The following is a 22,809-nucleotide window of genomic DNA, read 5'->3' on the forward strand; positions in this document are numbered from 1 at the left end:
ATTTTCGTGCTATCGCTTGCGCATTCAAGCCCCTGCCGGCCGCCATGGCCTTGCTGTGGATGACTGCTTCGCAGACATCGGGCGCAAGCCCTTGTCCCGTCTGTGTTTGAGACCCAAAACGACGCAGCCGCGCCGCTGATCTGGGAGGTTGGCGCGCTGTGCCGCGCCGTGGCGGACAGTCTGCAGGCGCGCTTCAACCCGGTGGCGGTGCGCGGCGAACTGGCGGGCTTCTCGCGCGCGGCCAGCGGGCATTGCTACTTCACGTTGAAAGACTCGCAGGGGCAGCTGCGCTGCGCCATGTTTCGCCGCGCCGCCAGCCAGCTCGCGTTCCACCCGCGCGACGGCGACCAGGTGGAGCTGCGCGCCAGCCTGGGCGTGTACGAGGCACGTGGCGATCTGCAGCTCATCGTCGAGGACATGCGCCAGGCCGGGCAGGGGCAGCTGTTCGAGCAGTTCCTGCGGCTCAAGGCCAAACTGGAGGCCGAAGGCCTGTTCGATGCCGCGCGCAAGCGCCCGCTGCCGCTGATGCCGCGCGCCATCGGTCTGGTCACCTCGCTGGGCGCCGCCGCGCTGCACGACGTGGCCACCACGCTGGCGCGGCGCGTGCCGCATATCCCGGTGGTGCTGGCGCCCGCGCAGGTGCAGGGCGCGGCAGCACCGGCAACGCTGTGCGAGGCGCTATCACAGTTGTATCTGCTGACGCAGGATGGGCAAGCGCTGGAAGGCAAAAAGCCTCTGAACCATCCGCCCATCGACGTCATCCTGCTGGTGCGCGGCGGCGGCTCGATGGAAGACCTCTGGGCCTTCAACGACGAACAGCTGGCGCGCACCATGGTCCAAAGCCCGGTGCCTCTGGTGAGCGGCGTGGGGCACGAGACCGATTTCACCATCGCCGATTTCTGCGCCGACCTGCGCGCGCCCACGCCCACGGCCGCCGCCGAGCTGGTGGCGCAGCCGCGCGCCGACTGGCTGGGGGCGCTGGCGTTGGTGCAGGACCGGCTGCAGCAGGCCGCGCAGCGCCGCATCGATACCGGCCAGCAGCGGCTCGATGGCGCCGCGCAGCGCCTGGGGCGTCCCTCGGGGCTGGTGGCGGGGGCGCAACTGCGCCTGGCCGGCCAGGCCCAGCGGATGCGCCATGCGGTACTCTCAAAATTGCAGCTTATGGCGCAGTCTCAGCAAGCGCTGCAAGCTGATTTTTCTCATGTTTTCGAGGGCCGTCTGGCGCGTGAAGCGCAGCGCCTGGACCGCGCGGCGCTGCGCCTGCAGCTGCTCGATCCGCAGCAGGTGCTTGCGCGCGGCTACGCGTTGCTCACCGATGCGCGGGGGCAGGTGCTGACCCGCCCGGCGCAGGTGCGCACCGGCGCGCCGGTGCACGCCCGCCTGGCCGAGGGCGAACTCGATCTGACCGTGGCGCAGCCACGCCTGCTGTAGGAGTTTGTCCATGCTCTCGATGGAAGCGCCCGCCCAAGCCGCCCCCCGCTGGGCCGCGCTGCGCCGCGATGCCGGCGTGACCTATGCCGTCAACGGCCTGATCGGCTTCATCTTCGCGGCCACCGGGCCGGTGGCGGTCATCCTTTCGGTGGGCCTGCGCGGCGGCTTGTCGGAAGCGGACCTGGCCTCGTGGATCTTCGGCGCCTTCTTTCTCAACGGCCTCATCACGCTGCTGATGTCCTGGCGCTACCGCCAGCCGCTGGCGTTCTTCTGGACCATTCCGGGCACGGTGCTGGTCGGGCCGGCGCTGGGGCATCTGAGCTTCCCCGAGGTGATCGGCGCCTTTTTCGCCACCGGCGTGCTGATGCTGCTGCTGGGCGTGAGCGGCTGGGTGCGGCGCGCGATGGCGGCCGTGCCCATGCCCATCGTCATGGGCATGGTGGCGGGGGTGTTCCTGCGCTTTGGCACCGATCTGGTGCGCGCGCTGCACCAGGACGTGCCGATCGCCGCGCCCATGGTCATCACCTTCCTGCTGCTGAGTGCCTGGCCGCGCCTGGGCCGGCGGCTGCCGCCCATGCTGGGCGCGCTGCTGGTGGGCGCGGTCGCCGTGATGTTCTCGGCACGGTTTGCGCCGGAGCTGAACGCCAGCATGGTCCTGGCACGTCCCCATCTCTACGCACCGGCCTGGTCGCTGCAGGCCATGGTCGAACTGGTGCTGCCGCTGGCCATCACCGTGCTGGTGGTGCAGAACGGGCAGGGCGTGGCGGTGCTGAAGGTGGCGGGGCACGAAGCGCCGGTGAACGCGGTCACGCTGGCCTGCGGCCTGGGCTCCATGGTCAGCGCCTTTGTCGGCACGGTATCGACCTGCCTCACGGGGCCGACCAACGCCATCATCGTTTCCTCGGGCGAGCAGCGGCGCCACTACACCGGCGCGCTGGTCGTCGGCCTGCTGGCGATGGCGTTTGGCCTGCTCTCGCCGCTGTTCACGCGCCTGATGCTGGCCACGCCCCCGGCCTTCATCGCCACGCTGGCGGGGCTGGCCATGCTGCGGGTGCTGCAGACCGCGTTTGTCGCCTCGTTCGCCGGGCGCTTTTCGCTCGGGGCGCTGGTGGCGTTTCTGGTGACGGTGACGGATTTGACGATCCTGAACATCGGCGCCGCCTTCTGGGGGCTGGTCGCGGGCGTGCTGGTGTCGCTGCTGCTGGAACGCCCCGATTTCGCCGCGCTGCGTCGGCCGGGCGGCTGAATTTCGCAGTGGGCGATGGGGCTGCGCCGGCGCGGTCGGGCAGGCGGCCTCATACCTTCCTACAATGCCCGAGTTGACCGCGCGGTTGCGCGGCCACCGGTTTTATTGACAGACAAGGAAAGGAACACACCATGCAACACGAATTGCCCGCTTTGCCCTATGCTATGGACGCGCTGGCGCCCCACATCAGCAAGGAAACGCTGGAGTTTCACTACGGCAAGCACCACAACGGCTACGTCACCAATCTGAACAACCTGCAGAAGGGCACCGAGTTCGAGAGCATGTCGCTCGAGGACATCGTCAAGAAGGCGAGCGGCGGCCTCTTCAACAACGCCGCCCAGGTCTGGAACCACACCTTCTTCTGGCACAGCATGAAGCCCAACGGCGGCGGCCACCCCGGCGGCGCGCTGGCCAAGGCGATCGACGCCAAGTGGGGCAGCTACGCCGCCTTCCGCGAGGCCTTCGTCAAGAGCGCCGGAGGCAACTTTGGCTCGGGCTGGACCTGGCTGGTGAAGAAGGCCGATGGCAGCGTGGACATCGTCAACACCAGCAACGCCGCCACCCCGCTGACCGGCGCCGACAAGCCGCTGATGACGGTGGACGTATGGGAACACGCCTACTACATCGATTACCGCAATGCACGGCCGAAGTTCGTCGAGACGGTGATGGACCACCTCGTCAACTGGCAGTTCGCCGAGAAGAATTTCGGCTGATGGTTGGCCGACGGGTTCGGCATCGGCTGCAAGGGTCTTTGGCTTGGCGTCAAAGGCCCTTTTTGCTGGGCGCGTGATGGAGCAAGGCGGATTTTTGCCAAATGAAATCCGTCTCAGATATCATGAAAACTTGGTCCAGCGCCCGTGATCCGGGCCGGATTCCCATTGTTTTCCGCCATTTCCGGAGGCTTGCGCGATGAGCACACCAGAGACATCCATCATCTACACGCTGACCGACGAGGCCCCGCGCCTTGCCACCGCATCCCTGCTGCCGATCGTGCAGGCGTTCGCCGCGTCGGCCGGCATCCACATGCAGAGCAGCGACATCTCGCTGTCAGCGCGCATCCTGGCGCAATTTCCCGAGCTGCTGAGCGACGCGCAGAAGGTGCCCGACACCCTGGCCGAGCTGGGCAGAAAGACGCTGCAGCCCGACGCCAACATCATCAAGCTGCCCAACATCAGCGCCACCGTGGCGCAGCTCAAGGCGGCGATCAAGGAACTGCAGGGCAAGGGCTACAAAATCCCCGATTTCCCGGATGCGCCCAGGAACGATCAGGAAAAGGACATCCGCACGCGCTACGAGCGCTGCACCGGCAGCGCCGTGAACCCGGTCATCCGCCAGGGCAATTCCGACCGCCGCGCGCCCAAGGCCGTCAAGGAATACGCGCGCAAGCACCCGCACAAGATGGGCGAATGGTCGGCTGCCTCGCGCACCCATGTCTCGCACATGAAGCGGGGCGATTTCTACAACGATGAACTCTCCATCACGCTGGACCAGGCGCGCGAGGTGCGCATGGAGCTGGTTACCCAGGGTGGCAAGACCATCGTGCTCAAGCCCAAGGTCAGCCTGCTGGACCGCGACGTGGTCGATTCGATGTTCTTCAGCAAGAAGGCCTTGCTCGATTTCTACCAGGAGCAGATCGACGATGCGCGCAAGACCGGCGTGCTGTTCTCGCTGCACGTCAAGGCGACCATGCTCAAGGTCTCGCACCCCATCGTGTTCGGCCACTGCGTGCGCGTGTTCTACAAGGACGCGTTTGCCAAGCACGCCAAGGTGCTGGAGCAGCTGGGCGTGAACGTGAACAACGGCATGGTCGATCTCTACAACAAGATCGCCACGCTGCCCAAGAGCGTGCAGGAGGAAATCCGCGCCGATCTGCATGCCTGCCATGCCAACGGGCCCGAGCTGGCCATGGTCGATTCGGACAAGGGCATCACCAATTTCCACTCGCCCAACGACGTGATCGTCGATGCCTCCATGCCCTCGATGATCCGCAACGGCGGCAAGATGTACGGCGCCGACGGGCGGCTGAAGGAAGTCAAGGCCGTGATGCCCGAATCGACCTTTGCCCGCATCTACCAGGAGATGATCAACTTCTGCAAGTGGCACGGCGCGTTCGACCCGGTGACCATGGGCACCGTGCCCAACGTCGGCCTGATGGCGCAGGGCGCGGAGGAATACGGCTCCAACGACAAGACCTTCGAGATCGCCGAGGACGGCACGGTGCGGATCACCGACAACGCCACGGGCGAGGTGCTGCTCAGCCAGAAGGTCGAACAGGGCGACATCTGGCGCATGTGCCGCACCACGGATGCCGCCATCCGCGACTGGGTGAAGCTGGCCGTCACGCGCGCGCGCAATTCCGGCATGCCGGTGGTGTTCTGGCTCGACCCCTACCGTCCGCACGAGAATCAGCTCATCACCAAGGTCAAGATGTACCTCAACGAGCACGACACCAAGGGGCTGGAAATCCACCTGATGAGCCAGGTGCGTGCGATGCGCTACACGCTGGAGCGCATCGTGCGCGGGCTGGACACCATCAGCGCCACCGGCAACATCCTGCGCGACTACCTGACCGACCTGTTTCCCATCATGGAGCTGGGCACCAGCGCCAAGATGCTGTCCATCGTGCCCATGCTCGCGGGCGGCGGCATGTACGAGACCGGGGCCGGCGGCTCGGCGCCCAAGCATGTGGAGCAGCTGGTGGAAGAAAACCACCTGCGCTGGGATTCGCTGGGCGAATTCCTGGCCCTGGCGGTGAGCCTGGAAGAGCTGGGCCTCAAGCACCACAACGCGCGTGCGGTGGTGCTGGCCAAGGCACTGGATGCGGCCACCGGCAAGCTGCTGGACAACAACAAGAGCCCGAGCCGGCGCACCGGCGAACTGGACAACCGCGGCAGCCATTTCTATCTGGCGCTGTACTGGGCGCAGGAACTGGCGGCTCAAAAGGACGATGCCGAGCTCGCGGCCAAATTTGCGCCGCTGGCAAAGGCGCTGACGGACAACGAAGCGAAGATCGTCGGCGAGCTCAACACGGTGCAGGGCAAGCATGTGGACATCGGCGGCTACTACCTGCCCGATGTGGCCAAGCTGGAAACGGTGATGCGCCCGAGCGGGACCTTCAATGCAGCCTTGGCGGCTCTGAAGTAAAGTTCGAGGTTTCCAGCTCCGGCTCGGTCGGGCGCCGGAGCTTGCCGGCCGCATTGAAACGCCGCCCTTGGGCGGCGCTGCCGTCATTGCCGCCCTTGCGGGCAAGACCCTGCCAGCTACCCAGTCGCTAAAGGTGCATATGATATGCACCTTTAACGCATTTCCACAGCGAGACCCATGACCGAACCCGTGGACACCGTGAGCGCCGCCTCGGCCATAGAAGACAAGCCCCAGGATGCCGCACTGACGCAGGCGCTGCAGCGCAGCTACCAGCATGGTTTCGTCACCGACATCGAAACCGATTCGCTGCCGCCTGGCCTGAACGAAGACACCATACGGGCGATTTCACGCAAGAAGAAGGAGCCCGAGTTTCTGCTCAACTGGCGCCTGGCCGCCTTCGAGCGCTGGCTCAAGATGGAAGCACCCACCTGGCCCTACCTGCACCTCGCGCCCATCGATTACCAGGCGATCAGCTACTACAACGCGCCCAAGACCGCCAAGGACCAGCCCAAGAGCATCGATGAGGTCGATCCCAAGCTGCTCGAAACCTATGAAAAACTGGGCGTGCCGCTGCACGAGCGCGCGGCGCTCGCGGGCGTGGCGGTGGACGCGGTGTTCGATTCGGTCTCGGTCGGCACCACGTTTCGCAAGCAGCTGGCCGACGTCGGCGTGATCTTCTGCTCGTTCTCCCATGCCGTGGAACACCACCCGGAGCTGATCGAGAAATACCTCGGCACCGTGGTGCCGGTGAGCGACAACTACTACGCCGCGCTCAACTCGGCGGTGTTCTCCGACGGCTCCTTCGTCTACATCCCCAAGGGCGTGCACTGCCCGATGGAGTTGTCCTCGTACTTCCGCATCAACGCGGCCAACTCCGGCCAGTTCGAGCGCACGCTGATCATTGCCGAAGAGGGCAGCGACGTGAGCTACCTCGAAGGCTGCACCGCGCCGCAGCGCGACGAGAACCAGTTGCACGCCGCGGTGGTCGAACTGATCGCGCACGACGATGCCTTCATCAAATACTCCACGGTGCAGAACTGGTATCCCGGCGACGAGAACGGCGTCGGCGGCATCTACAACCTGGTGACCAAGCGGGGCCTGGCGGCCGGCAAGCGCTCGCGCATCGCCTGGACGCAGATCGAGACCGGCTCGGCCGTCACCTGGAAGTACCCGAGCGTGATCCTGCGCGGCGATGAGTCGAGCGGCGAGTTCTATTCCATCGCCGTCTCCAACCACTACCAGCAGGCCGATACCGGCACCAAGATGGTGCACCTGGGCAAGAACACCAAGAGCCGCATCGTCTCCAAGGGCATCAGCGCCGGGCACGCGCAGAACAGCTACCGCGGCCTGGTGCGCATCAACCCGGGCGCTTCGGGCGCGCACAACCACACGCAGTGCGATTCACTGCTGATCGGCACGCACTGCGGCGCGCATACCTTCCCCTACATCGACACCGCGCGCGCCGATGCCGTGGTGGAGCACGAGGCGACAACCACGCGCATCTCCGAGGAGCGCCTGTTCTACTGCCAGCAGCGCGGCATCGAACCCGAGGAGGCCACCGCGCTCATCGTCGGCGGCTTCTGCCAGGCGGTGCTCGAAGAGCTCCCGATGGAGTTCGCGCTGGAGGCCAAGGCGCTGCTCGCGGTCTCGCTCGAAGGCTCGGTGGGTTGATCCATCGCCGGGCGGTGTTTTCAGAAATTTTCAAGAAGAGAGTCCAACCATGAGTGCTTCCTCCGCCTTGCTGCAGGTGCGTGATCTGCGGGTCGATATCGGCGAGCGCACCGTGCTGCAATCGGTCACCCTGGATGTGCAGCCGGGCAGCCTGGTGGTGCTGATGGGCGCCAACGGCAGCGGCAAGAGCACGCTGGGCATGGCGCTGGCGGGGCATCCCAATTACCACGTGGTGTCGGGCCAGGCGCTGCTTGATGGCAAGAACCTGCTGGAACTGGAGGCGCACGAACGCGCGCGCGCCGGGCTGTTTGTCTCGTTCCAGGCGCCGCCCGATGTGCCGGGCGTGAAGAACAACCTCTTCGTGCGCACCGCGCTGAACGCCGTGCGCCAGGCGCGCGGCGAGGAGCCGCAGGATGCGTTTGACTTCCTCGCCAGCGCCAAGGCGGCGGCCAAGGAACTGGGGCTGCCCGCCAGCATGCTGGGCCGCCCGGTGAACGAGGGTTTTTCGGGCGGCGAGCGCAAGCGCAATGAGCTGCTGCAGCTGTCGCTGATGCAGCCCAGGCTGGCGATGCTCGACGAAATCGATTCCGGCATGGACGTGGACGGCGTGCGGGCGGTGGTCAAGCTGGTGGAGCGCCTGCGCAGCGAAGGCACGGCCTTCATCATCATCTCCCACTACCTGCAGATGATCGAATCGCTGCACCCGGACGCCGTGCTGCGCCTGGATGGCGGCAAGATCGTCGAGGAAGGCGACATGGAGCTGGCCCGCAGCATCGCGCGTACCGGCTTCAAGCAGCATGCGGCGGCTGTGGGAGCACCGGCATGAGCGATGTTCTTGCACAGCGCCAGGCCGCGCGCGCGCAGGCGCAGCAACTGGGCTGGCCGGGCCGGCGCAGCGAGCATTTCCGTGCCCTGCCGCCGCCCGTGTTCGAACGCTGGATGCACGCCGAGTTGCCGCAGGAGATGGCCAGCGGCTGGACCGTGGAGCAAAGCGCCGGCAGTGGCGTGAGCGTGCGCACGCTGAATGCGCTCGATGCCAGCGAGCGCGCCGTGCTGCTGGCCCATTTGCCTGCGCCCGAAGACGATCGCGCCGCGCCTTTCGCCTGGGCCCACCGCGCCCTGTGCACGGGCGCCTTGCATCTGCAGGTTTCCGCATCCGCGGGGACGGCGGTGCTGCGGCTCAAGCACTTGGCCGCGGGCACGGTGCAGGCCCCGGCGCTCATCGTCGAGCTGCAGGAAGGCGCACGGCTGGTGCTGATCGAGGAACATGCCTGGCCGCGGGAGCCGGACGGCGTGGCGCAGAACCTGGTCGCCCATATCCATCTTGCGGCAGGGGCGCACATGCAGCATTTGCGCATCGTCACGCCCGGCGCGAAGGACCGTGTGGCCCACCACGTGCAGGTGGCGTTGCAGGGCAAGACCCACTACGCGCAGGCGCTCGCCGCCACCGGCTGCGGCTACCACCTGCAGCGCAATACGGTGCAGCTGACCGAGCGGGACGCCGAATCGCGCCATGCCGCGCTGGTGCTCAATGCCGATCAGGCACTGGACTACCAAATGGTGGGCAGGCTGGCCGCACCGCGCACGCGCCACCAGGTCGAAACGCTGACGCTGGCCAGCGGCAAGGCCAAATCGGTCTCCAACGCGTATGCGCGCATCGCGCCCGGCGCGGACGAGGCCGACGTGTTCCAGCGCCTCACCGGCATTGCGCTGCAAGGCCAGCCGCACATGCAGCTGCGCCCGCACCTGGAAATCCTGCACGACGCGGTGCAGGCGGTGCACGGCGCCACCTGGGGTGCGCTGCCCGAGGATGCGCTGTTCTATGCCCGCCAGCGCGGTCTGGACGATGCCAGCGCCCGCGCGCTGATCGTCGAAGGCATGGCGCGCGCGGTGCTGGCGCGCTGCCTGGGCGATACGCTGGACGATGCCGAGGCGCCGCTCGCGCAGTGGCTGGACGGCCCGTGGCTGGCCGAGGCCATCGCCGCGCAGTGGAACAGGGAGCCCATCCATGGGTAATGCGGACACCCTGGCGCAAAGGCTGGATGTCGCGGCCGTGCGCGCGCTGTTCCCGGTGCTGCACCAGCAGGTGCATGGCCACGCGCTGGCCTACCTGGACAACGGCGCGACGACGCAGATGCCGCTGGAGGTGATGGATGCCCTGCGCCGCTTCGAGACGCATGACCGCGCCAACATCCACCGCGGCGTGCACACGCTGAGCCAGCGCGCCACCGATGCCTTTGATGGCGCGCGGGCGGTGCTCAAGCGCTTCGTCGGCGCGGGCAAGGCGCATGAGCTGGTGTTCACCTCCGGCACCACCGAGGCGCTCAACACCATCGCCAACGGCCTCTGGGCCGGTGGCCCAGGTCACGCCTGGCTGCGCGAAGGCGATGAAATCATCGTGAGCGGCCTGGAGCACCATGCCAACATCATCCCGTGGCAGCACGCGGCGCGCCTGACGGGCGCCAAGCTGCTGATCCTGCGCGCCGACGAACAAGGCCGGGTGCATGAGGCGGACCTCAAAAAGCTGCTCTCGCCGCGCACGCGGGTGTTTTCCATCACGGCCTGTGCCAACGCCACCGGCGAGCGCCCACCGTATGAGGCGCTGCTCCAGCTGGCCAGTGAGGCGGGTGCGCTGACGGTGCTCGACGCCGCCCAGGCCGTGAGCCATGCGCTGCCCCATCTCTCCGATCTGGCCTGCGATTTCATGGTGTTTTCGGGCCACAAAATGTATGGCCCCATGGGCACCGGCGCCATGGTGGGCAAGCGCTCGGCGCTAGAAAAATTGTATCCACTGCGCCTGGGTGGCGACATGGTGGACTGGACCCGCTATGAGGACGCAGGTTTTGCCGAACTGCCCGCGCGCCTGGAAGGCGGCACGCCCAATGTCGGCGGCGCCGTCGGCCTGGCGGCGGCGGCGCAGTTCATCGAACGCATGGGCCGCGCCGCGATCGACGCACATGTCCACGCCTTGCGCGCGCAGGCCCTCGCCGGCCTGCAAAACATAGCCGGCGTGCGCGTGCTGGCGCCGCACGCCAAAGCGTCGGCGCTGGTCTCCTTCGTCGCGCAGGACGCCCACCCGCACGACATCGGCACGCTGCTCGATGAACGCGGCATCGCCGTGCGCACCGGCCACCACTGCGCGCAGCCGCTGCTCGATCAGCTGGTGCAGGGGCCCACCACGCGTGCCTCGTTCGCCATCTACAACACCCCCGAAGAAGTGGACCGGCTGATCGCGGCCGTGGCCCACGCCGTGAAAGCCTTGCGATGAGCAGCGCCGAAGACGACCTCTACCAGCAGATCGTGATGGAGCACAAGCGTGCGCCACGCAATTTCGGCCACCTGGCGCACCCCACGCACCAGGCGCAGGGCACCAACCCTTCGTGCGGCGACAAGATCGCGGTGGAGCTGGAGCTCGAAGGCGATCACATCAAGGCCATCGCCTTCAACGGCCAGGCCTGTGCGATCTGCATGGCGTCCAGCTCGATGATGACCGAAGCCATCAAGGGCCGCGACGTGCAGCTGGCCAAGGAGCTGCAGCAGCATTTTCGCGGCGTGCTCACCGGCGAGATCGATCCTGACGATGTCGAGATCGGCAAGCTCGTGGCGCTCGCCGCCGTGCGCCGCTACCCCAGCCGCATCAAATGCGCGCTGCTGGGCTGGCATGCGCTGATGCATGCGATTGCCGGGCAGGCGGGCGCGGCCACCACCGAAACAGCGAATTCTGGAGAGTAAAAACATGGCGCGTTCACGCGAATCGGTACTGGTCAGGCGCGACGTGGTCGGCGAACTGGTGCCCTATGGCACACCGTTCGAGTTGCAGGAGGGCACCTGGGCCGAGATCACGCAGGCGCTGGGCACCTCGTTCACGCTGCTGGTCGAAGGCCGCCTGGTGCGCCTGGGCGGCGCCGACGCCGACGCCATCGGCAAGGACAAGCCCGAAGCCATGAACGTGGTCCACGACGGCGACGAGACCAGCGACGAGGAAGTCAAGCGCCTGATCTGGGAGCAGCTGCACACCTGCTACGACCCGGAAATCCCGGTCAACATCGTCGATCTGGGGCTGGTCTACAAATGCGAGGTCGAGCCCTACGAGCAGGAGGCCGGCAAGCTGCGCGTGATCGTCGACATGACGCTCACTGCGCCCGGCTGCGGCATGGGCGAGGTGATCGCCAACGAGGTCAACGACAAGATCCTGAACCTGCCACGGGTCGAGGAGGTGACGGTGAACATCGTGTTCGACCCGCCCTGGGATCGCTCGATGATGACCGAGGAAGCGCACCTGGCGCTGGGGCTGTAGCGCTTTCAAAAAGAGAGCTGCCAGCGCTTGCGTGGCAAGCGCGGAAGCCCGAAAACACTTCAATATCGGCGGCGCACCGCGCGCATGCCCAGTGCGGCCGCCAGCAGCGAGAGCAGCAGCAGCGCCCACTGCGACAGCGTCGGTATCGCCGACACGTCACCTGGCAAAACCGGCCCGCCCGGGTCGCTGATCGAGCCGTTGGCGCTCAGGTCGCTGTCGCCATCGGCGCCATCGGTCAACGTGAGGGTGATGGTGTTGCCGCTCACGGTGGCATGGCTGCTGAAGTCGTACCAGTGGGGCGTGGGCTGTGCCTTGGTCGGGCCGTACTTGTATGCCGCGAGGCCCTTACCCCCGCCCTCTCTCAGGGGGAGAGGGCGCAAAACCAGTGCGCAGGGAGGCTTTGAGAAGGATGGCTTTTGTCGCCGCCACGCCCGCGCGCACGGCGCCTTCGAGCGTGGCGGGGTAGGGGCCTGCGACGTAGTCGCCGCAGGCCAGCAGGCCGGGCGCGATGGCCATGGCGGGGCGCTGCAGCGCCGGGGTGCAGGCAAAGGTGGCGCGTTTTTCGATCACCGTCCGCAGGGGCTGCAGCCCGGTGATGCCCAGCGCGTTACGGGCCTGAAGGATTACCTGTTTTTGTAGCTGCTCGCGCTCTCCCGTAAAGGCGCTGACGACGAAAGCAAGCACGCCGTGGTGCCCGCCCAGGTGGCCCCGGTCGAAGACGAATTGGGCCGGGTACTGCGGTGTGGCGCGCAGCGCCAGCATCGCATGGGGCAGCAGCGGCGCGGTGGCGCCCGGTTGCCGCGCATAGACGGTGGCGATGGCGCCGAACGCCAGCGCCTGCGCGCCGCCGGCCCAGGCCCGCGCCGCCGCCTGCAGCGCGGGCGGGGCGCCGGCTTCGCCCGCGAGCCGCGCGGCGTCTGCGCTGGGGCAGGCGAGCAGCACGGCGTCGAAGGCTTCGCCGTCCACCTGCCACGCGACGCCGTCGTGCGCCAGCGCCTGCACGCGCTGGCCCAGCCGCACGGCGTGGCCCCGTTGGCGCAGCCAGTCCAGCGCGGGCTCGGGCAGCAGCGCGCCCAGCGGCACGCGCGGCAGCAGCAGGTGCGAGCCGCCGCGCCCGGCGAACAGGCTGTCGTGCAGCACGGTGAGGAAGACCTGGCCGCTGGCTTCTTCAGGCAGTGTGTTGAGGGCGGAAACGCACAGCGGGGCGATGAATTCATCCATCAGGCGTTGTGGCAGCCCAGCGCACAGCTGCGCCACGCTGGCCTGCGGCGCGCATTGAAAGCCCTGCATGCGCCAGCGTGCGGCGCGGGCCAGCAGCGCGGCGCGCTCGCGCCAGCTCCAGCCGCGCGCGCGCAGGATGCCGATCAGCGCATCCCAGGGCGGCGCGGCATCGGGCAGGGCCAGGCCCGTGCCATCGGGGAAGAGGAGGGCCAGCGGCTCGCGGTGCAGCGCCGCGGCTATATTGACGCCCACCAGACGCATCAGCCGCAGGCATTCGCCGTAGGCGCCGATCAGGATGTGCTGGCCGTTGTCGAGCAGCAGCCGCGTGCCGTCGCTGCGCTCTATCTCCACCGTGCGCGCCCGGCCACCGGGCTGGCGCGCGGCCTCGATCAGCGTGACCTGGTGGCCGTCCTGCGCCGCCTGCAGCGCCGCCGCGCAGCCCGCCCAGCCGGCGCCGACGATGCAGAGCTTCACATCTTCCCCAGCGCCTGCACCTTCCACGCCAGCCAGAGCTTGCGCAGCGGCGTCAGCGCAATGCGCTGGTGCAGCACCTGAAAGTCGCTGGCCTCAATCTCGCGCAGCAGCGTGCGGTAGATGCTGGCCATCATCAGGCCGGGCTTTTGGCTGCGCCGGTCGATGGCGGGCAGCAGTGCCAGCGCTTGGTCGTAGCAGGCCTGCGCGCGCTCGGCCTGAAAGCGCATCAGCTGGGTGAAGGGGGCACCGTACTTGCGCTGGGCGATGTCCTCGGGCGTCACGCCGAAGCGGCGCAGATCGGCCTGCGGCAGGTACACGCGGCCACGGCGCGCATCCTCGCCCACGTCGCGGATGATGTTGGTTAGTTGCAGCGCCAGGCCCAGCTTGTGTGCGTATTGCGTGGTGGCCTCCTGCTGCTGGCCGAAGATGCGCGCCGACACTTCCCCCACCACGCCGGCCACATGGTGACAGTAGTTGGCCAGGCCCTCGAAGTCCTCGTAGCCGTCGTACTTCAGATCCATCTCGCAGCCTTCGATGATGCTGTGCAGCGGGCCTGGCAGGATGCGGTACGGCCCCGCATGCGGCAGCAGCGCTCGCATCGCCGGGTGCGTGGGTTTGCCGTCAAAGGCCTGCGCCACCTCGCCGTGCCACCACTGCAGCTTGGCGGCGGCCACGCCCTTGTCGTGCACCTCATCGACCACATCGTCCACCTCGCGGCAAAAGGCGTAGAAGGCGGTGATGGCGGCGCGCCGCTCGCGCGGCAGGAAGAGGAAGGCGTAATAAAAACTGCTGCCGGAGGCAGCAGCTTTTTCTTGGACGTATTGCTCGGGGGTCATCGGGGCGGAATTGTCCCATGCCCACGGGTCGCTGCCGACGCAGGGAGAATTCAGGAAAAATACCCGTTTTGCGCAGGATACAAAAGCGCCTAAAGCTATCAATTTGAGATTACATGGCGCCAGCACGCAGCAGCATGCCCGGCAGGTGCCAGGGGCGCAGGCGCGGCCGGGCCAGCAGGCTGGCACCGCGCATCTGCTGCACCTGCGTCAGCACCGCAAGGCCACCTTGCACCACCAGGCGCAGCTCCCAGCCTATGCGACCGCTCAACCGATGCACCAGCGGCGCCCCCTGCAGCATCAGCGTGCGTGCCCAGGCGGCGCAGTCCAGGATGAGCGCATCGCTGGCGCTTGAGCGCCGCTGCGCCGCCAGATCGGCGCGCGCCACGCCGTGAGCCGTGCAATCGCTATCTGCCACGTAGTGCCGCCCGCGCGGCAGGTCCACGCTCAGGTCCTGCCAGAAGTTGATGAGCTGCAGCGCGGTGCAGATCGCGTCGCTCTCACGCAGTGCCGTTTCATCCTGCACGCCGTACAGGTGCAGCAGCAGGCGCCCGACGGGATTGGCCGAGCGGCGGCAGTAATCGAGCAGCACGGCGCGGTCGGGGTAGGTGGCTCCGCTGGCCGTCATGCGCACATCCTGCGCGAAAGCATCGAGCAGATCAGTGAGCAAAGGAAGGGGTAGCGTGTGCTGTTTGATGGCTACAGCCAGCGGAGCAAACACCTGCGGCCAGCGTGGCGTGACGGAATCTGAGCGGCAACAAGCCAGCAGATCGGCACGGTAGGCATGCAGGTCAGCGAGGCGTTGCTCCGGGCCTGCGCTGCCCTCGTCAGCAATGTCATCGGCTGTGCGCGCAAACGCATAGATGGCGCGAATTGGGGCGCGCAGATGCGGCGGACAAAGCCAGGAGGCAACCGGAAAATTTTCGTAATGCCTGGTGGGCGGAGCTGCTGAAGATGTCACGAAAGAGGGTGCGGGCCGGTCAATCTTGAAAATCCTTGAAGAAGGCATGGTCCACCTCGAAGGTGGTGATTGCGTGCAAGCCCAGTTCAAGCCGCTCCATCATGTCGATCAACTTTTCGCCGTCCACGAGCTCAATGGGTGGCGCACCGTCTCTGGCGGCTTCCTTTTTTGCTTCCGCCGTAAAACCGCCCGTCGTGATGATGATTCCCTTCTCTGCGCGCCCGGCCATCGCGCCGCGAAAGTCGCGAACCGTGGACGAAGACACGGAGCCGGAATAGCGCTTGCATTGAAAGATTACCTTGAACGACACCAGCGGGTTCACCTGCAGCGTGCCAAACCCATCAATGCCGCCGTCACCGCTCTTGCCCGTGACCACGACTTGATTGAACCCTGCTTCGCGCAACAACCGTTGGGAAAGACGTTCAAATCCGGACGGAGGAAGTTTGAGCAAGAGAGCATGTACGAGCGAGCGATAGTCTTCGGACCTGCTGCCGGTCTCCTCAGCCACTTCCTGCGGAATCTCGTCGGCGCTCTTCTTGGCACGCTCCTCTTGAAAAATCTTCACCCACTTGAGGAAGATGCCTCGAGCCTGTTCGTGGCTCAAGTGCGTTGATTTACCTTGTTCCGTGAGACTCCACACGCCGCGCCTGGAAGAGTCGAGCAGGTTCTCCCGAACCAGGTAAAACCGTGCCCACGCCACCTGGTTCTTGAAACGTGAGCCGCCGGAAGGCAGCGTTTCATTGAGTACCGATTCGGGGATCTGCAGATTTTCGGCAACGCGGTCCGTGGCTTCATCCACCGTCGCCGAACCGCCGAGGTCGCGCAGCGCATCGAGCAAGGGCCCGAAATACTGGACGAACTGCGCACCATCGTGTTTTTTCTCCTTTGTCATTCGAGTCGCCCTTCGTCAGCGGCACAAAAATTCGTGCAGCGCCGCCGTCGTCTCTTTAGGCGCCTCGGTCATCTGGTGGTGCCCCACGGGCAGGTGCTGCACCTGCACCGTCTTGCCAGCCTGGCGCGCAGCGGCGATCAGCGACTGCGCGGCCCTGGGAGGGGTCATCTGGTCCTGGCTGCCCAACAGAAACAGGATGGGGCAGGTGAGCTGCGCCATCACCGCCGGGCCGCCTTCGTACTGGTCGCAGGCAACGAAGCCCCGATGAAACACATTCACGCGGGGATTGCTGCGCAGCACCTTGCGCCCCAGCGCCATGCTGGCGCCGTACACCCAGAAGCCCGCGCCGGTGGGCGAGGCCAGCGTGCTGCGCGAGAAGACGTTGATCATCTTGAGGGCGGCTTCCGGATCGTCCTGCGAGGCGGCGATCAGCGCGGGCGAGACCTTCATCGGCGCGGCGGTGCCGATCAGCACCAGGTGGCTGATGCGCTCTTTCAGGCGCGCGGCCGCTTCCATGGCGATCAGCGAGCCCCAGCTGTGGCCCACCAGCGCGGCCTTTTGCACGCCTGCGGCATCGAGCAGCGCTGCGATGGTGTCTGCCGCCTGCGCCACGCTGGCAGGGGCCTCGCCGCCGCTGCGGCCGTGGCCGGGCAGGTCGATGGAGAGCACGTTGAAGCCGTGGTTGGCCAGATGGCGCGCCTGCCAGACCCACACGCTGTGGTCGCACAGCACGCCGTGGATCAGCACCACGGTGGGTTTGGCGGCGTCAAACGCCTTGTCGCCGGTGTAGCAGTAGAGCGGCGCGCCCTGCACTTGGTAGAACATCACGCACCTGCCTTTGCGTCAAATTTTTCTGCGGCTTTGAGCGCGCGCTTGAGGTCATCGATCAGGTCGTCCGGGTCTTCCAGGCCTATCGAGAGCCGGATCGTGCCCTGCGTGATGCCGCCCGCCAGCAGCGCCTCGTCGGTCATGCGGAAATGCGTGGTGCTGGCCGGGTGGATGACGAGCGAGCGGCAGTCGCCCACGTTGGCGAGGTGGCTGAAGATCTTGAGCGTCTCGATGAACACCTTGCCCTGCTCGCGGTTTCCACGCAAGTCGAAGCTGAAGACCGCACCCGCGCCGCGCGGCAGCAGTTTTTGCGCAATCTTGTGGCTGGGGTGACTCTCCAGCAGCGGGTGGCCCACACGCGCGACGAAGGGGTGGCTGGCCAGGAACTGCACCACCTTTTCGGTGTTGCGCACATGGCGCTCCATGCGCGCGCCCAGGGTTTCTATGCCTTGCAGAATCAGCCAGGCGCTGTGCGGGCTCATGCAGGCGCCAAAATCGCGCAGGCCCTCGCGGCGTGCGCGCAGCAGAAAGCCGGCGACGCTTGATTCCTGCGCGAACACCATGTCGTGAAAGCCGTCGTAGGGCCGGGCCAACTCGGGGAAGCGCCCCGAGGCGTCCCAGTCGAACGCGCCACCATCGACCAGCACGCCGCCCATCACCGTGCCGTGGCCCGAGAGAAATTTGGTGGCGGCGTGGTAGACCATGTCGGCGCCCAGCGCCAGTGGCTTCATCAGATAGGGCGTGGTGAAGGTGGAATCGACCAGCAGCGGAATGCCGGCCTCGTGCGCGATCTGCGACACGGTGGGGATGTCCAGCACCTCCAGCCCCGGATTGCCTATGGTCTCGCCCAGCAGCAGGCGGGTAGTGGGCCGGATGGCGGCGCGCCAGGCGTCCACGTCGGTGGGTTTGACGAAGGTGGTCTCGATGCCGAAGCGCCTGAGCGTGTAGTTCAGCAGGTTCTGCGAGCCGCCGTACAGCGCGGTGCTGGCCACGATGTGGCTGCCCGCGCCCATCAGCGTGACGATGGCCAGGTGCAGCGCCGCCATGCCGCTGGCCGTCGCGATCGCTCCCGCGCCGTCTTCGAGCGCCGCCACGCGCTGTTCCAGCACGTCGGTCGTGGGGTTGGAAAGGCGCGAGTACACATGCCCCGGGCGCTCCATGTTGAAGAGCGAGGCGGCGTGATCGCTCGATTCGAACACGAACGAGGTGGTGAGATAGATGGGTGTGGCGCGCGCGCCGGTGGTGGGGTCGGGCCGCGCGCCCGCGTGCACCGCGAGCGTGTCGAAGCCGGGGTCGGAGTAGCCGGGCATGGTGGTGTCTGGTGGGGCAGTCGTGAAGCCGTGGATTGTGGGCTATATTCTTTTGCCCTTTTTCAACCCGCACCCGGGCCATTCCATCCATGAGCGGCAGCACCCTCGGCACCCTGTTCTGTGTCACCAATTTCGGCGAATCCCACGGTCCGGCCATCGGCTGCGTGATCGACGGCTGCCCGCCGGGCATGGCGCTCTCCGAGGCCGACATCCAGCACGATCTGGACCGCCGCCGTCCCGGCACCAGCCGCTTCGTCACGCAGCGCAACGAGCCGGACGCGGTCGAAATTCTCTCGGGCGTGCATGAGGGCAAGACCACCGGCACGCCGATCGCGCTGCTGATCCGCAACCAGGACCAGCGCAGCAAGGACTACGGCGAGATCGCCCAGCAGTTTCGCCCCGGCCATGCGGACTACACCTACTGGCACAAATACGGCCTGCGCGATCCGCGCGGGGGAGGGCGCTCATCGGCCCGGCTGACCGCGCCCACCGTCGCGGCCGGAGCGGTTGCCAAGAAGTGGCTGCGGGAAAAGTTCGGCACGCAGTTCCGTGCCTGCATGACCCAACTGGGCGAGCTGCCAGCCGCCTTCGAAAGCTGGGAATTTGTAGACAAAAACCCGTTTTTCGCACCACTGGCGGACGTGAGCAGCTATGAAAATTACATGGACCAGCTGCGCAAGGCGCATGACTCCTGCGGCGCCCGCATTCGCGTGCAGGCGACGGGCGTGCCCGTGGGGCTGGGCGAGCCGCTGTACGACAAGCTCGATGCCGACATCGCCCACGCGATGATGGGGCTGAACGCGGTCAAGGGCGTGGAGATCGGCGCCGGGTTCGACAGCATTGCCCAGCGCGGCACGGTGCATGGCGATGCGATCACGCCGCAAGGCTTCGAGACCAACCACGCGGGCGGGGTGCTGGGCGGCATCAGCAGCGGGCAGGACATCGAGCTGAGCCTGGCGATCAAGCCGACCAGCTCCATCCTGAGCCCGCGCCGCTCCATCGACGTCCACGGCCAGCCGATTGAGGTGGTGACCAAGGGGCGGCACGACCCCTGCGTGGGCATCCGCGCCGCGCCGATCGCCGAGGCGCTGCTGGCGCTGGTGCTGATGGACCACGCGCTGCGCCACCGCGGGCAGTGCGGGGATGTGAATCAGGCGGTGGGCCCGGTCGGTTGATCTGAACGAAAATAGGCACTGGCGCATGCCAGCAAACCGCTGGCAGCTATGGTTGGAGTAGCGCGCTACTCCCCCACCTTGTCCACCAGCGCCTTGAATTCCTCGATGTGCTCAAAGCTGCGGTAGACGCTGGCGTAGCGCACATAGGCCACCTTGTCCATCTTCTGCAGTTCGTGCATCACCATCTCGCCGAGGCGGGTGGACAGCACCTCGCGCTGGCCCAGTTGCAGCAGGCGTTCTTCGATGTGGCTGATCGCGGCGTCCACCTGTTCGGTGCCGACGGGGCGCTTGCGCAGCGCGATGTGAAATGAGCCTTCGAGCTTTTCTCGCTTGTATTCCACGCGCCGCCCGTCCTTCTTGACGATGGCGGGGAAGTTCACCTCGGGCCGCTCGTAGGTGGTGAAGCGCTTGTCGCAGGCGCTGCAGCGGCGCCTGCGGCGGATGAAATCACCGCCCTCGGATTCGCGGGTCTCGACGACCTGCGTTTCCGGGTGGCTGCAGAACGGGCATTTCATGGTGGTGTCCCGTCCGGCTGCGCAGCTCAGCGATAGACCGGGAAGCGGCTGGTGAGCGCGTTCACCTTCGCGCGCACGGCGGCGATGTTGGCCTCGTCATGCGGCTTTTCCAGCACGTCGGCCATCAGGTGGGCCGTGATGCGCGTCTCCTCTTCCTTGAAGCCGCGCGTGGTGATGGCCGGGGTGCCCACGCGCACGCCGCTGGTCACGAAGGGCTTTTCCGGGTCGTTGGGGATCGCGTTCTTGTTGATCGTGATGTGGGCCTGGCCCAGCGCCGCCTCCGCCGCCTTGCCGGTGATGCCCTTGGCGCGCAAATCCACCAGCATGACGTGGCTTTCGGTGCGGCCGCTGACGATGCGCAGGCCGCGCTGGGTCAATGTCTCGGCGAACACCTTGGCGTTCTTGGCCACTTGTTGCTGGTAGGTTTTGAAATCGGGCGAGAGCGCTTCCTTGAAGGCCACGGCCTTGGCGGCGATCACATGCTCCAGCGGGCCGCCCTGCAGGCCGGGGAAGATGGCGCTGTTGATGGCCTTCTCGTGCTCGGCCTTCATCAAAATGATGCCGCCGCGCGGGCCGCGCAGGCTCTTGTGCGTGGTGGAGGTGACCACGTCGGCAAACGGCACCGGATTCGGGTATTCGCCCGCGACGACGAGGCCGGCGTAGTGCGCAATGTCCACCCAGAAGATGGCGCCGACTTCCTTGGCCACGCGCGCCATCCGTTCAAAATCGATGCGCAGGGCATAGGCCGAGGCACCGCCGATGATGATCTTCGGCTTGTGCTCGCGTGCCTTGGCCTCGAAGGCGCCGTAGTCGATTGCTTCCTGGGCGTTGAGGCCGTAGGAGACGACGTTGAACCACTTGCCCGACATGTTCAGCGCCATGCCGTGCGTCAGGTGCCCGCCCTCGGCCAGGCTCATGCCCAGGATGGTGTCGCCGGGCTTGGCAAACGCCATCAGCACGGCCTGGTTGGCCTGCGAGCCCGAGTTGGGCTGCACGTTGGCGGTCTCGGCGCCAAAGAGCTGCTTCACGCGGTCTATGGCCAGCTGTTCGACCACGTCCACGTTCTCGCAGCCGCCGTAATAGCGCTTGCCGGGATAGCCCTCGGCGTATTTGTTGGTCAGCTGCGAGCCCTGCGCCGCCATCACGGCGGGCGAGGCGTAGTTCTCGCTGGCGATCAGCTCGATGTGGTCTTCCTGGCGGCGGTTCTCGGCCTGGATGGCGGCCCACACTTCGGGGTCGGTCTGTTCTACGAGGATATTGCGTTGGTACATGGCAGATTGCGTGGTGACTCTCCCTTGGCGTGCAAGGGCTGCCCAGGCGAACGACGGATCGCGGCGGAAATCGGCTTCCGGCGCGGCACGCTCCCCCGTGGTGGCTCTCCACGTCGGCTGCGCTGCCGTTTGCGGCGGTGCACAACCTATCGCCAGTCGCGTACCGCGCGAGTGTATCGCGCGGCTGCCGGGGGCACTGAAAGATCAGAAATTGCCCAGCAAGGCCACCTTCTGGTCTTGCTGCGGCGCGCCGGCCGGCGCCTTCGCCGAGGTCTTGGCCGCGGGCTGCGCCTTGGCCGTCACCACCTTGGGCTTGACCGAGGCATTGGCCACGTCGCGCAGCCGCTGGTGCTCGGCCAGCACCTTGACGGCATACCCGGAATCGTCAGGCAGGTTGGCGGCGCCCACGTAGTAGCGCAGACCGCCTTCGAGCGAACCCGCACGCGTTATGCATTCCTGCAGCACTTTCACGCCCACGCGCAGATTGGCCACCGGGTCAAAGGCGGCAAAGCGTCCGCCGAAATCCTCGTACTTGTCGGTATGCACGCGTGTCATCACCTGCATCAGCCCTTGCGCGCCGACGTTGCTCTGCGCAAATGGGTTGAAGCTCGATTCCACCGCCATCACCGCCAGGATCAGTGTCGGATCCAGCTTGGTGCGGGCGCCGATGGCGTAGGCCTCGCTCACCAGCACCGCCAGCGGCTCGGGCGCCACGCTGTACTTCTTGCTCAGCCAATAGGTGACGGCTTCCTGCTCGCGTGGAAGCGCCTTAGGGTTGCTGGCAGTGGCGCGCTCGCTGGCGAAGGGTTCGGCGGCAAACCCGTCCATCGCCACCTGGCGCTCCTGCAGCCAGCCCATCAGCTGCTCGGCGCCTGTCTGGCGCAGATCCGGGCGCGCGACCAGGGTCAGGGCGGCAAACGTCACCGCGAGGCCCACCAAGGCGAGTCCGCTGTGGGTCAGCTCGAAAAAGCCGGCGGTGATGTCGCCGGCAAAAGTGCGCAAGCCGGCGAATGCGCGGGTGCCTGCCTTCATGGGAATCCTTTCGTTCTCTACCCAGCCTGCCTTGCGTCCGAATCGTCGGCAGTGCGATGGGTCTGGCCGGACGCAGGGTCCGGGCGATTCTGAGTTCGTGCGTTTTGCGGGGCCGGTGCTTTCGGTGGCACCTTGTTCATAGCCCTGAGCTATCAATCAGTAAGGGTTTCTACCAATTCATTGAAAACGGGCGGATTTTAGGGAGGGTTGAAATATCTAGTCAATGATATAAATGGTAATTGTTAGATATAAATGTGTTAAGCGATCGACTCCCGTCCACCTTCAAGGCGGGTTTCGGCAGGCAAGAGCCGGCGACCGGGCACGTTCGTCAGCAAATGAAAAAGTGTGCGCGCACCCGTTGCCGTTGGATACAACGGCCGTGCGCACGGTGGGCAAAGCTGGTATGGTTGCCTCGCCTGCTTGGTGCAGGTATTTGCCACAAGGGTGCAGGCTTGCGGGGACAGGTGTTCAAAAGCCCTGAAACCGCGGGAAGCTGCGCCCCGAGGCC

Annotated in this window: 21 protein-coding genes and 1 riboswitch; of the genes, 11 read left to right on the plus strand and 10 right to left on the minus strand. The window is 66.4% G+C overall.

Annotated features, from left to right (window positions below):
• Positions 1-102 precede the first annotated feature (102 nt).
• From xseA to sufT, 10 genes are all read left to right on the plus strand, one after another.
• Positions 103-1,431 (plus strand): exodeoxyribonuclease VII large subunit, encoded by a 1,329-nt coding sequence (gene xseA / locus K320_RS0116120; RefSeq protein WP_024539853.1) that lies wholly within the window; start codon positions 103-105, stop codon positions 1,429-1,431.
• 10 nt (positions 1,432-1,441) lie between these two features.
• Positions 1,442-2,677: a benzoate/H(+) symporter BenE family transporter gene (locus K320_RS0116125; protein ID WP_029696252.1), complete on the plus strand. Its 1,236-nt coding sequence runs from the start codon at positions 1,442-1,444 to the stop codon at positions 2,675-2,677.
• A 131-nt stretch (positions 2,678-2,808) separates the two neighbouring features.
• Complete coding sequence (locus K320_RS0116130; RefSeq protein ID WP_024539855.1) at positions 2,809-3,390, plus strand: superoxide dismutase; 582 nt, start codon at positions 2,809-2,811, stop codon at positions 3,388-3,390.
• Between the two features lie 196 nt (positions 3,391-3,586).
• Positions 3,587-5,821 (plus strand): NADP-dependent isocitrate dehydrogenase, encoded by a 2,235-nt coding sequence (locus K320_RS0116135; RefSeq protein ID WP_024539856.1) that lies wholly within the window; start codon positions 3,587-3,589, stop codon positions 5,819-5,821.
• 177 nt (positions 5,822-5,998) lie between these two features.
• A complete protein-coding gene (sufB, locus tag K320_RS0116140; RefSeq protein WP_024539857.1) occupies positions 5,999-7,492 on the plus strand; it encodes a Fe-S cluster assembly protein SufB in 1,494 nt (497 codons plus the stop codon).
• Between the two features lie 49 nt (positions 7,493-7,541).
• Entirely contained in the window at positions 7,542-8,318 is a 777-nt protein-coding gene (gene sufC / locus K320_RS0116145; protein ID WP_024539858.1) for a Fe-S cluster assembly ATPase SufC, read from the plus strand.
• A complete protein-coding gene (locus K320_RS0116150) occupies positions 8,315-9,508 on the plus strand; it encodes a SufD family Fe-S cluster assembly protein (RefSeq protein WP_024539859.1) in 1,194 nt (397 codons plus the stop codon). Before sufC ends, K320_RS0116150 begins: the two co-directional genes overlap by 4 nt.
• A complete protein-coding gene (locus K320_RS0116155) occupies positions 9,501-10,760 on the plus strand; it encodes an aminotransferase class V-fold PLP-dependent enzyme (protein WP_034343734.1) in 1,260 nt (419 codons plus the stop codon). The genes K320_RS0116150 and K320_RS0116155 overlap by 8 nt, the downstream gene beginning before the upstream one ends.
• Positions 10,757-11,224 carry a Fe-S cluster assembly sulfur transfer protein SufU gene (gene sufU, locus K320_RS0116160; RefSeq protein ID WP_024539861.1) on the plus strand — a complete coding sequence of 156 codons (468 nt, stop codon included), beginning with the start codon at positions 10,757-10,759 and terminating at the stop codon, positions 11,222-11,224. Before K320_RS0116155 ends, sufU begins: the two co-directional genes overlap by 4 nt.
• Positions 11,225-11,228: 4 nt before the next feature.
• Positions 11,229-11,789, plus strand: coding sequence for a putative Fe-S cluster assembly protein SufT (gene sufT, locus K320_RS0116165; protein ID WP_024539862.1), 561 nt, complete (start codon positions 11,229-11,231; stop codon positions 11,787-11,789).
• Between the two features lie 59 nt (positions 11,790-11,848).
• On the opposite strand, the gene K320_RS19695 is transcribed toward sufT, so the two are convergent.
• The 7 genes from K320_RS19695 to K320_RS0116200 form a co-directional block, all read right to left on the minus strand.
• Complete coding sequence (locus K320_RS19695) at positions 11,849-12,169, minus strand: IPTL-CTERM sorting domain-containing protein (RefSeq protein WP_342667237.1); 321 nt, start codon at positions 12,167-12,169, stop codon at positions 11,849-11,851.
• Entirely contained in the window at positions 12,135-13,484 is a 1,350-nt protein-coding gene (hpnE, locus tag K320_RS0116175) for a hydroxysqualene dehydroxylase HpnE (protein ID WP_024539864.1), read from the minus strand. The genes K320_RS19695 and hpnE overlap by 35 nt, the downstream gene beginning before the upstream one ends.
• Complete coding sequence (gene hpnD / locus K320_RS0116180) at positions 13,481-14,320, minus strand: presqualene diphosphate synthase HpnD (protein ID WP_024539865.1); 840 nt, start codon at positions 14,318-14,320, stop codon at positions 13,481-13,483. The genes hpnE and hpnD overlap by 4 nt, the downstream gene beginning before the upstream one ends.
• Before the next feature lie 109 nt (positions 14,321-14,429).
• Complete coding sequence (gene hpnC, locus K320_RS0116185; RefSeq protein WP_029696256.1) at positions 14,430-15,302, minus strand: squalene synthase HpnC; 873 nt, start codon at positions 15,300-15,302, stop codon at positions 14,430-14,432.
• Positions 15,298-16,170, minus strand: a complete 873-nt coding sequence (locus K320_RS0116190) for a restriction endonuclease (protein WP_024539867.1) — start codon at positions 16,168-16,170, stop codon at positions 15,298-15,300. The genes hpnC and K320_RS0116190 overlap by 5 nt, the downstream gene beginning before the upstream one ends.
• Positions 16,171-16,185: 15 nt before the next feature.
• The gene (locus K320_RS0116195; RefSeq protein WP_024539868.1) at positions 16,186-16,995 is read right to left on the minus strand and encodes an alpha/beta fold hydrolase; all 810 of its coding nucleotides are present in this window, start codon (positions 16,993-16,995) and stop codon (positions 16,186-16,188) included.
• On the minus strand, positions 16,995-18,308 hold the full coding sequence (locus K320_RS0116200) for an O-acetylhomoserine aminocarboxypropyltransferase (protein WP_024539869.1): 1,314 nt from the start codon (positions 18,306-18,308) through the stop codon (positions 16,995-16,997). The genes K320_RS0116195 and K320_RS0116200 overlap by 1 nt, the downstream gene beginning before the upstream one ends.
• A gap of 89 nt (positions 18,309-18,397) precedes the next feature.
• Between K320_RS0116200 and aroC the strand changes: the two genes are divergently transcribed.
• On the plus strand, positions 18,398-19,483 hold the full coding sequence (gene aroC / locus K320_RS0116205; RefSeq protein ID WP_024539870.1) for a chorismate synthase: 1,086 nt from the start codon (positions 18,398-18,400) through the stop codon (positions 19,481-19,483).
• A 65-nt stretch (positions 19,484-19,548) separates the two neighbouring features.
• Here aroC and nrdR read toward each other — a convergent pair whose 3' ends face one another.
• The 3 genes from nrdR to K320_RS0116220 all read right to left on the minus strand — a co-directional run bounded on the left by nrdR (position 19,549) and on the right by K320_RS0116220 (position 22,301).
• Positions 19,549-19,998 carry a transcriptional regulator NrdR gene (gene nrdR / locus K320_RS0116210; RefSeq protein ID WP_024539871.1) on the minus strand — a complete coding sequence of 150 codons (450 nt, stop codon included), beginning with the start codon at positions 19,996-19,998 and terminating at the stop codon, positions 19,549-19,551.
• 26 nt (positions 19,999-20,024) lie between these two features.
• Entirely contained in the window at positions 20,025-21,269 is a 1,245-nt protein-coding gene (gene glyA / locus K320_RS0116215; protein ID WP_024539872.1) for a serine hydroxymethyltransferase, read from the minus strand.
• A 33-nt stretch (positions 21,270-21,302) separates the two neighbouring features.
• Positions 21,303-21,439: riboswitch (ZMP/ZTP riboswitch) on the minus strand.
• Positions 21,440-21,473: 34 nt separating this feature from the next.
• Positions 21,474-22,301 (minus strand): lytic transglycosylase domain-containing protein, encoded by an 828-nt coding sequence (locus tag K320_RS0116220; RefSeq protein ID WP_024539873.1) that lies wholly within the window; start codon positions 22,299-22,301, stop codon positions 21,474-21,476.
• Positions 22,302-22,809: the final 508 nt, after the last annotated feature.

Source organism: Comamonas badia DSM 17552 (assembly GCF_000484635.1).
GTDB classification, from domain to species: domain Bacteria; phylum Pseudomonadota; class Gammaproteobacteria; order Burkholderiales; family Burkholderiaceae_C; genus Comamonas_C; species Comamonas_C badia.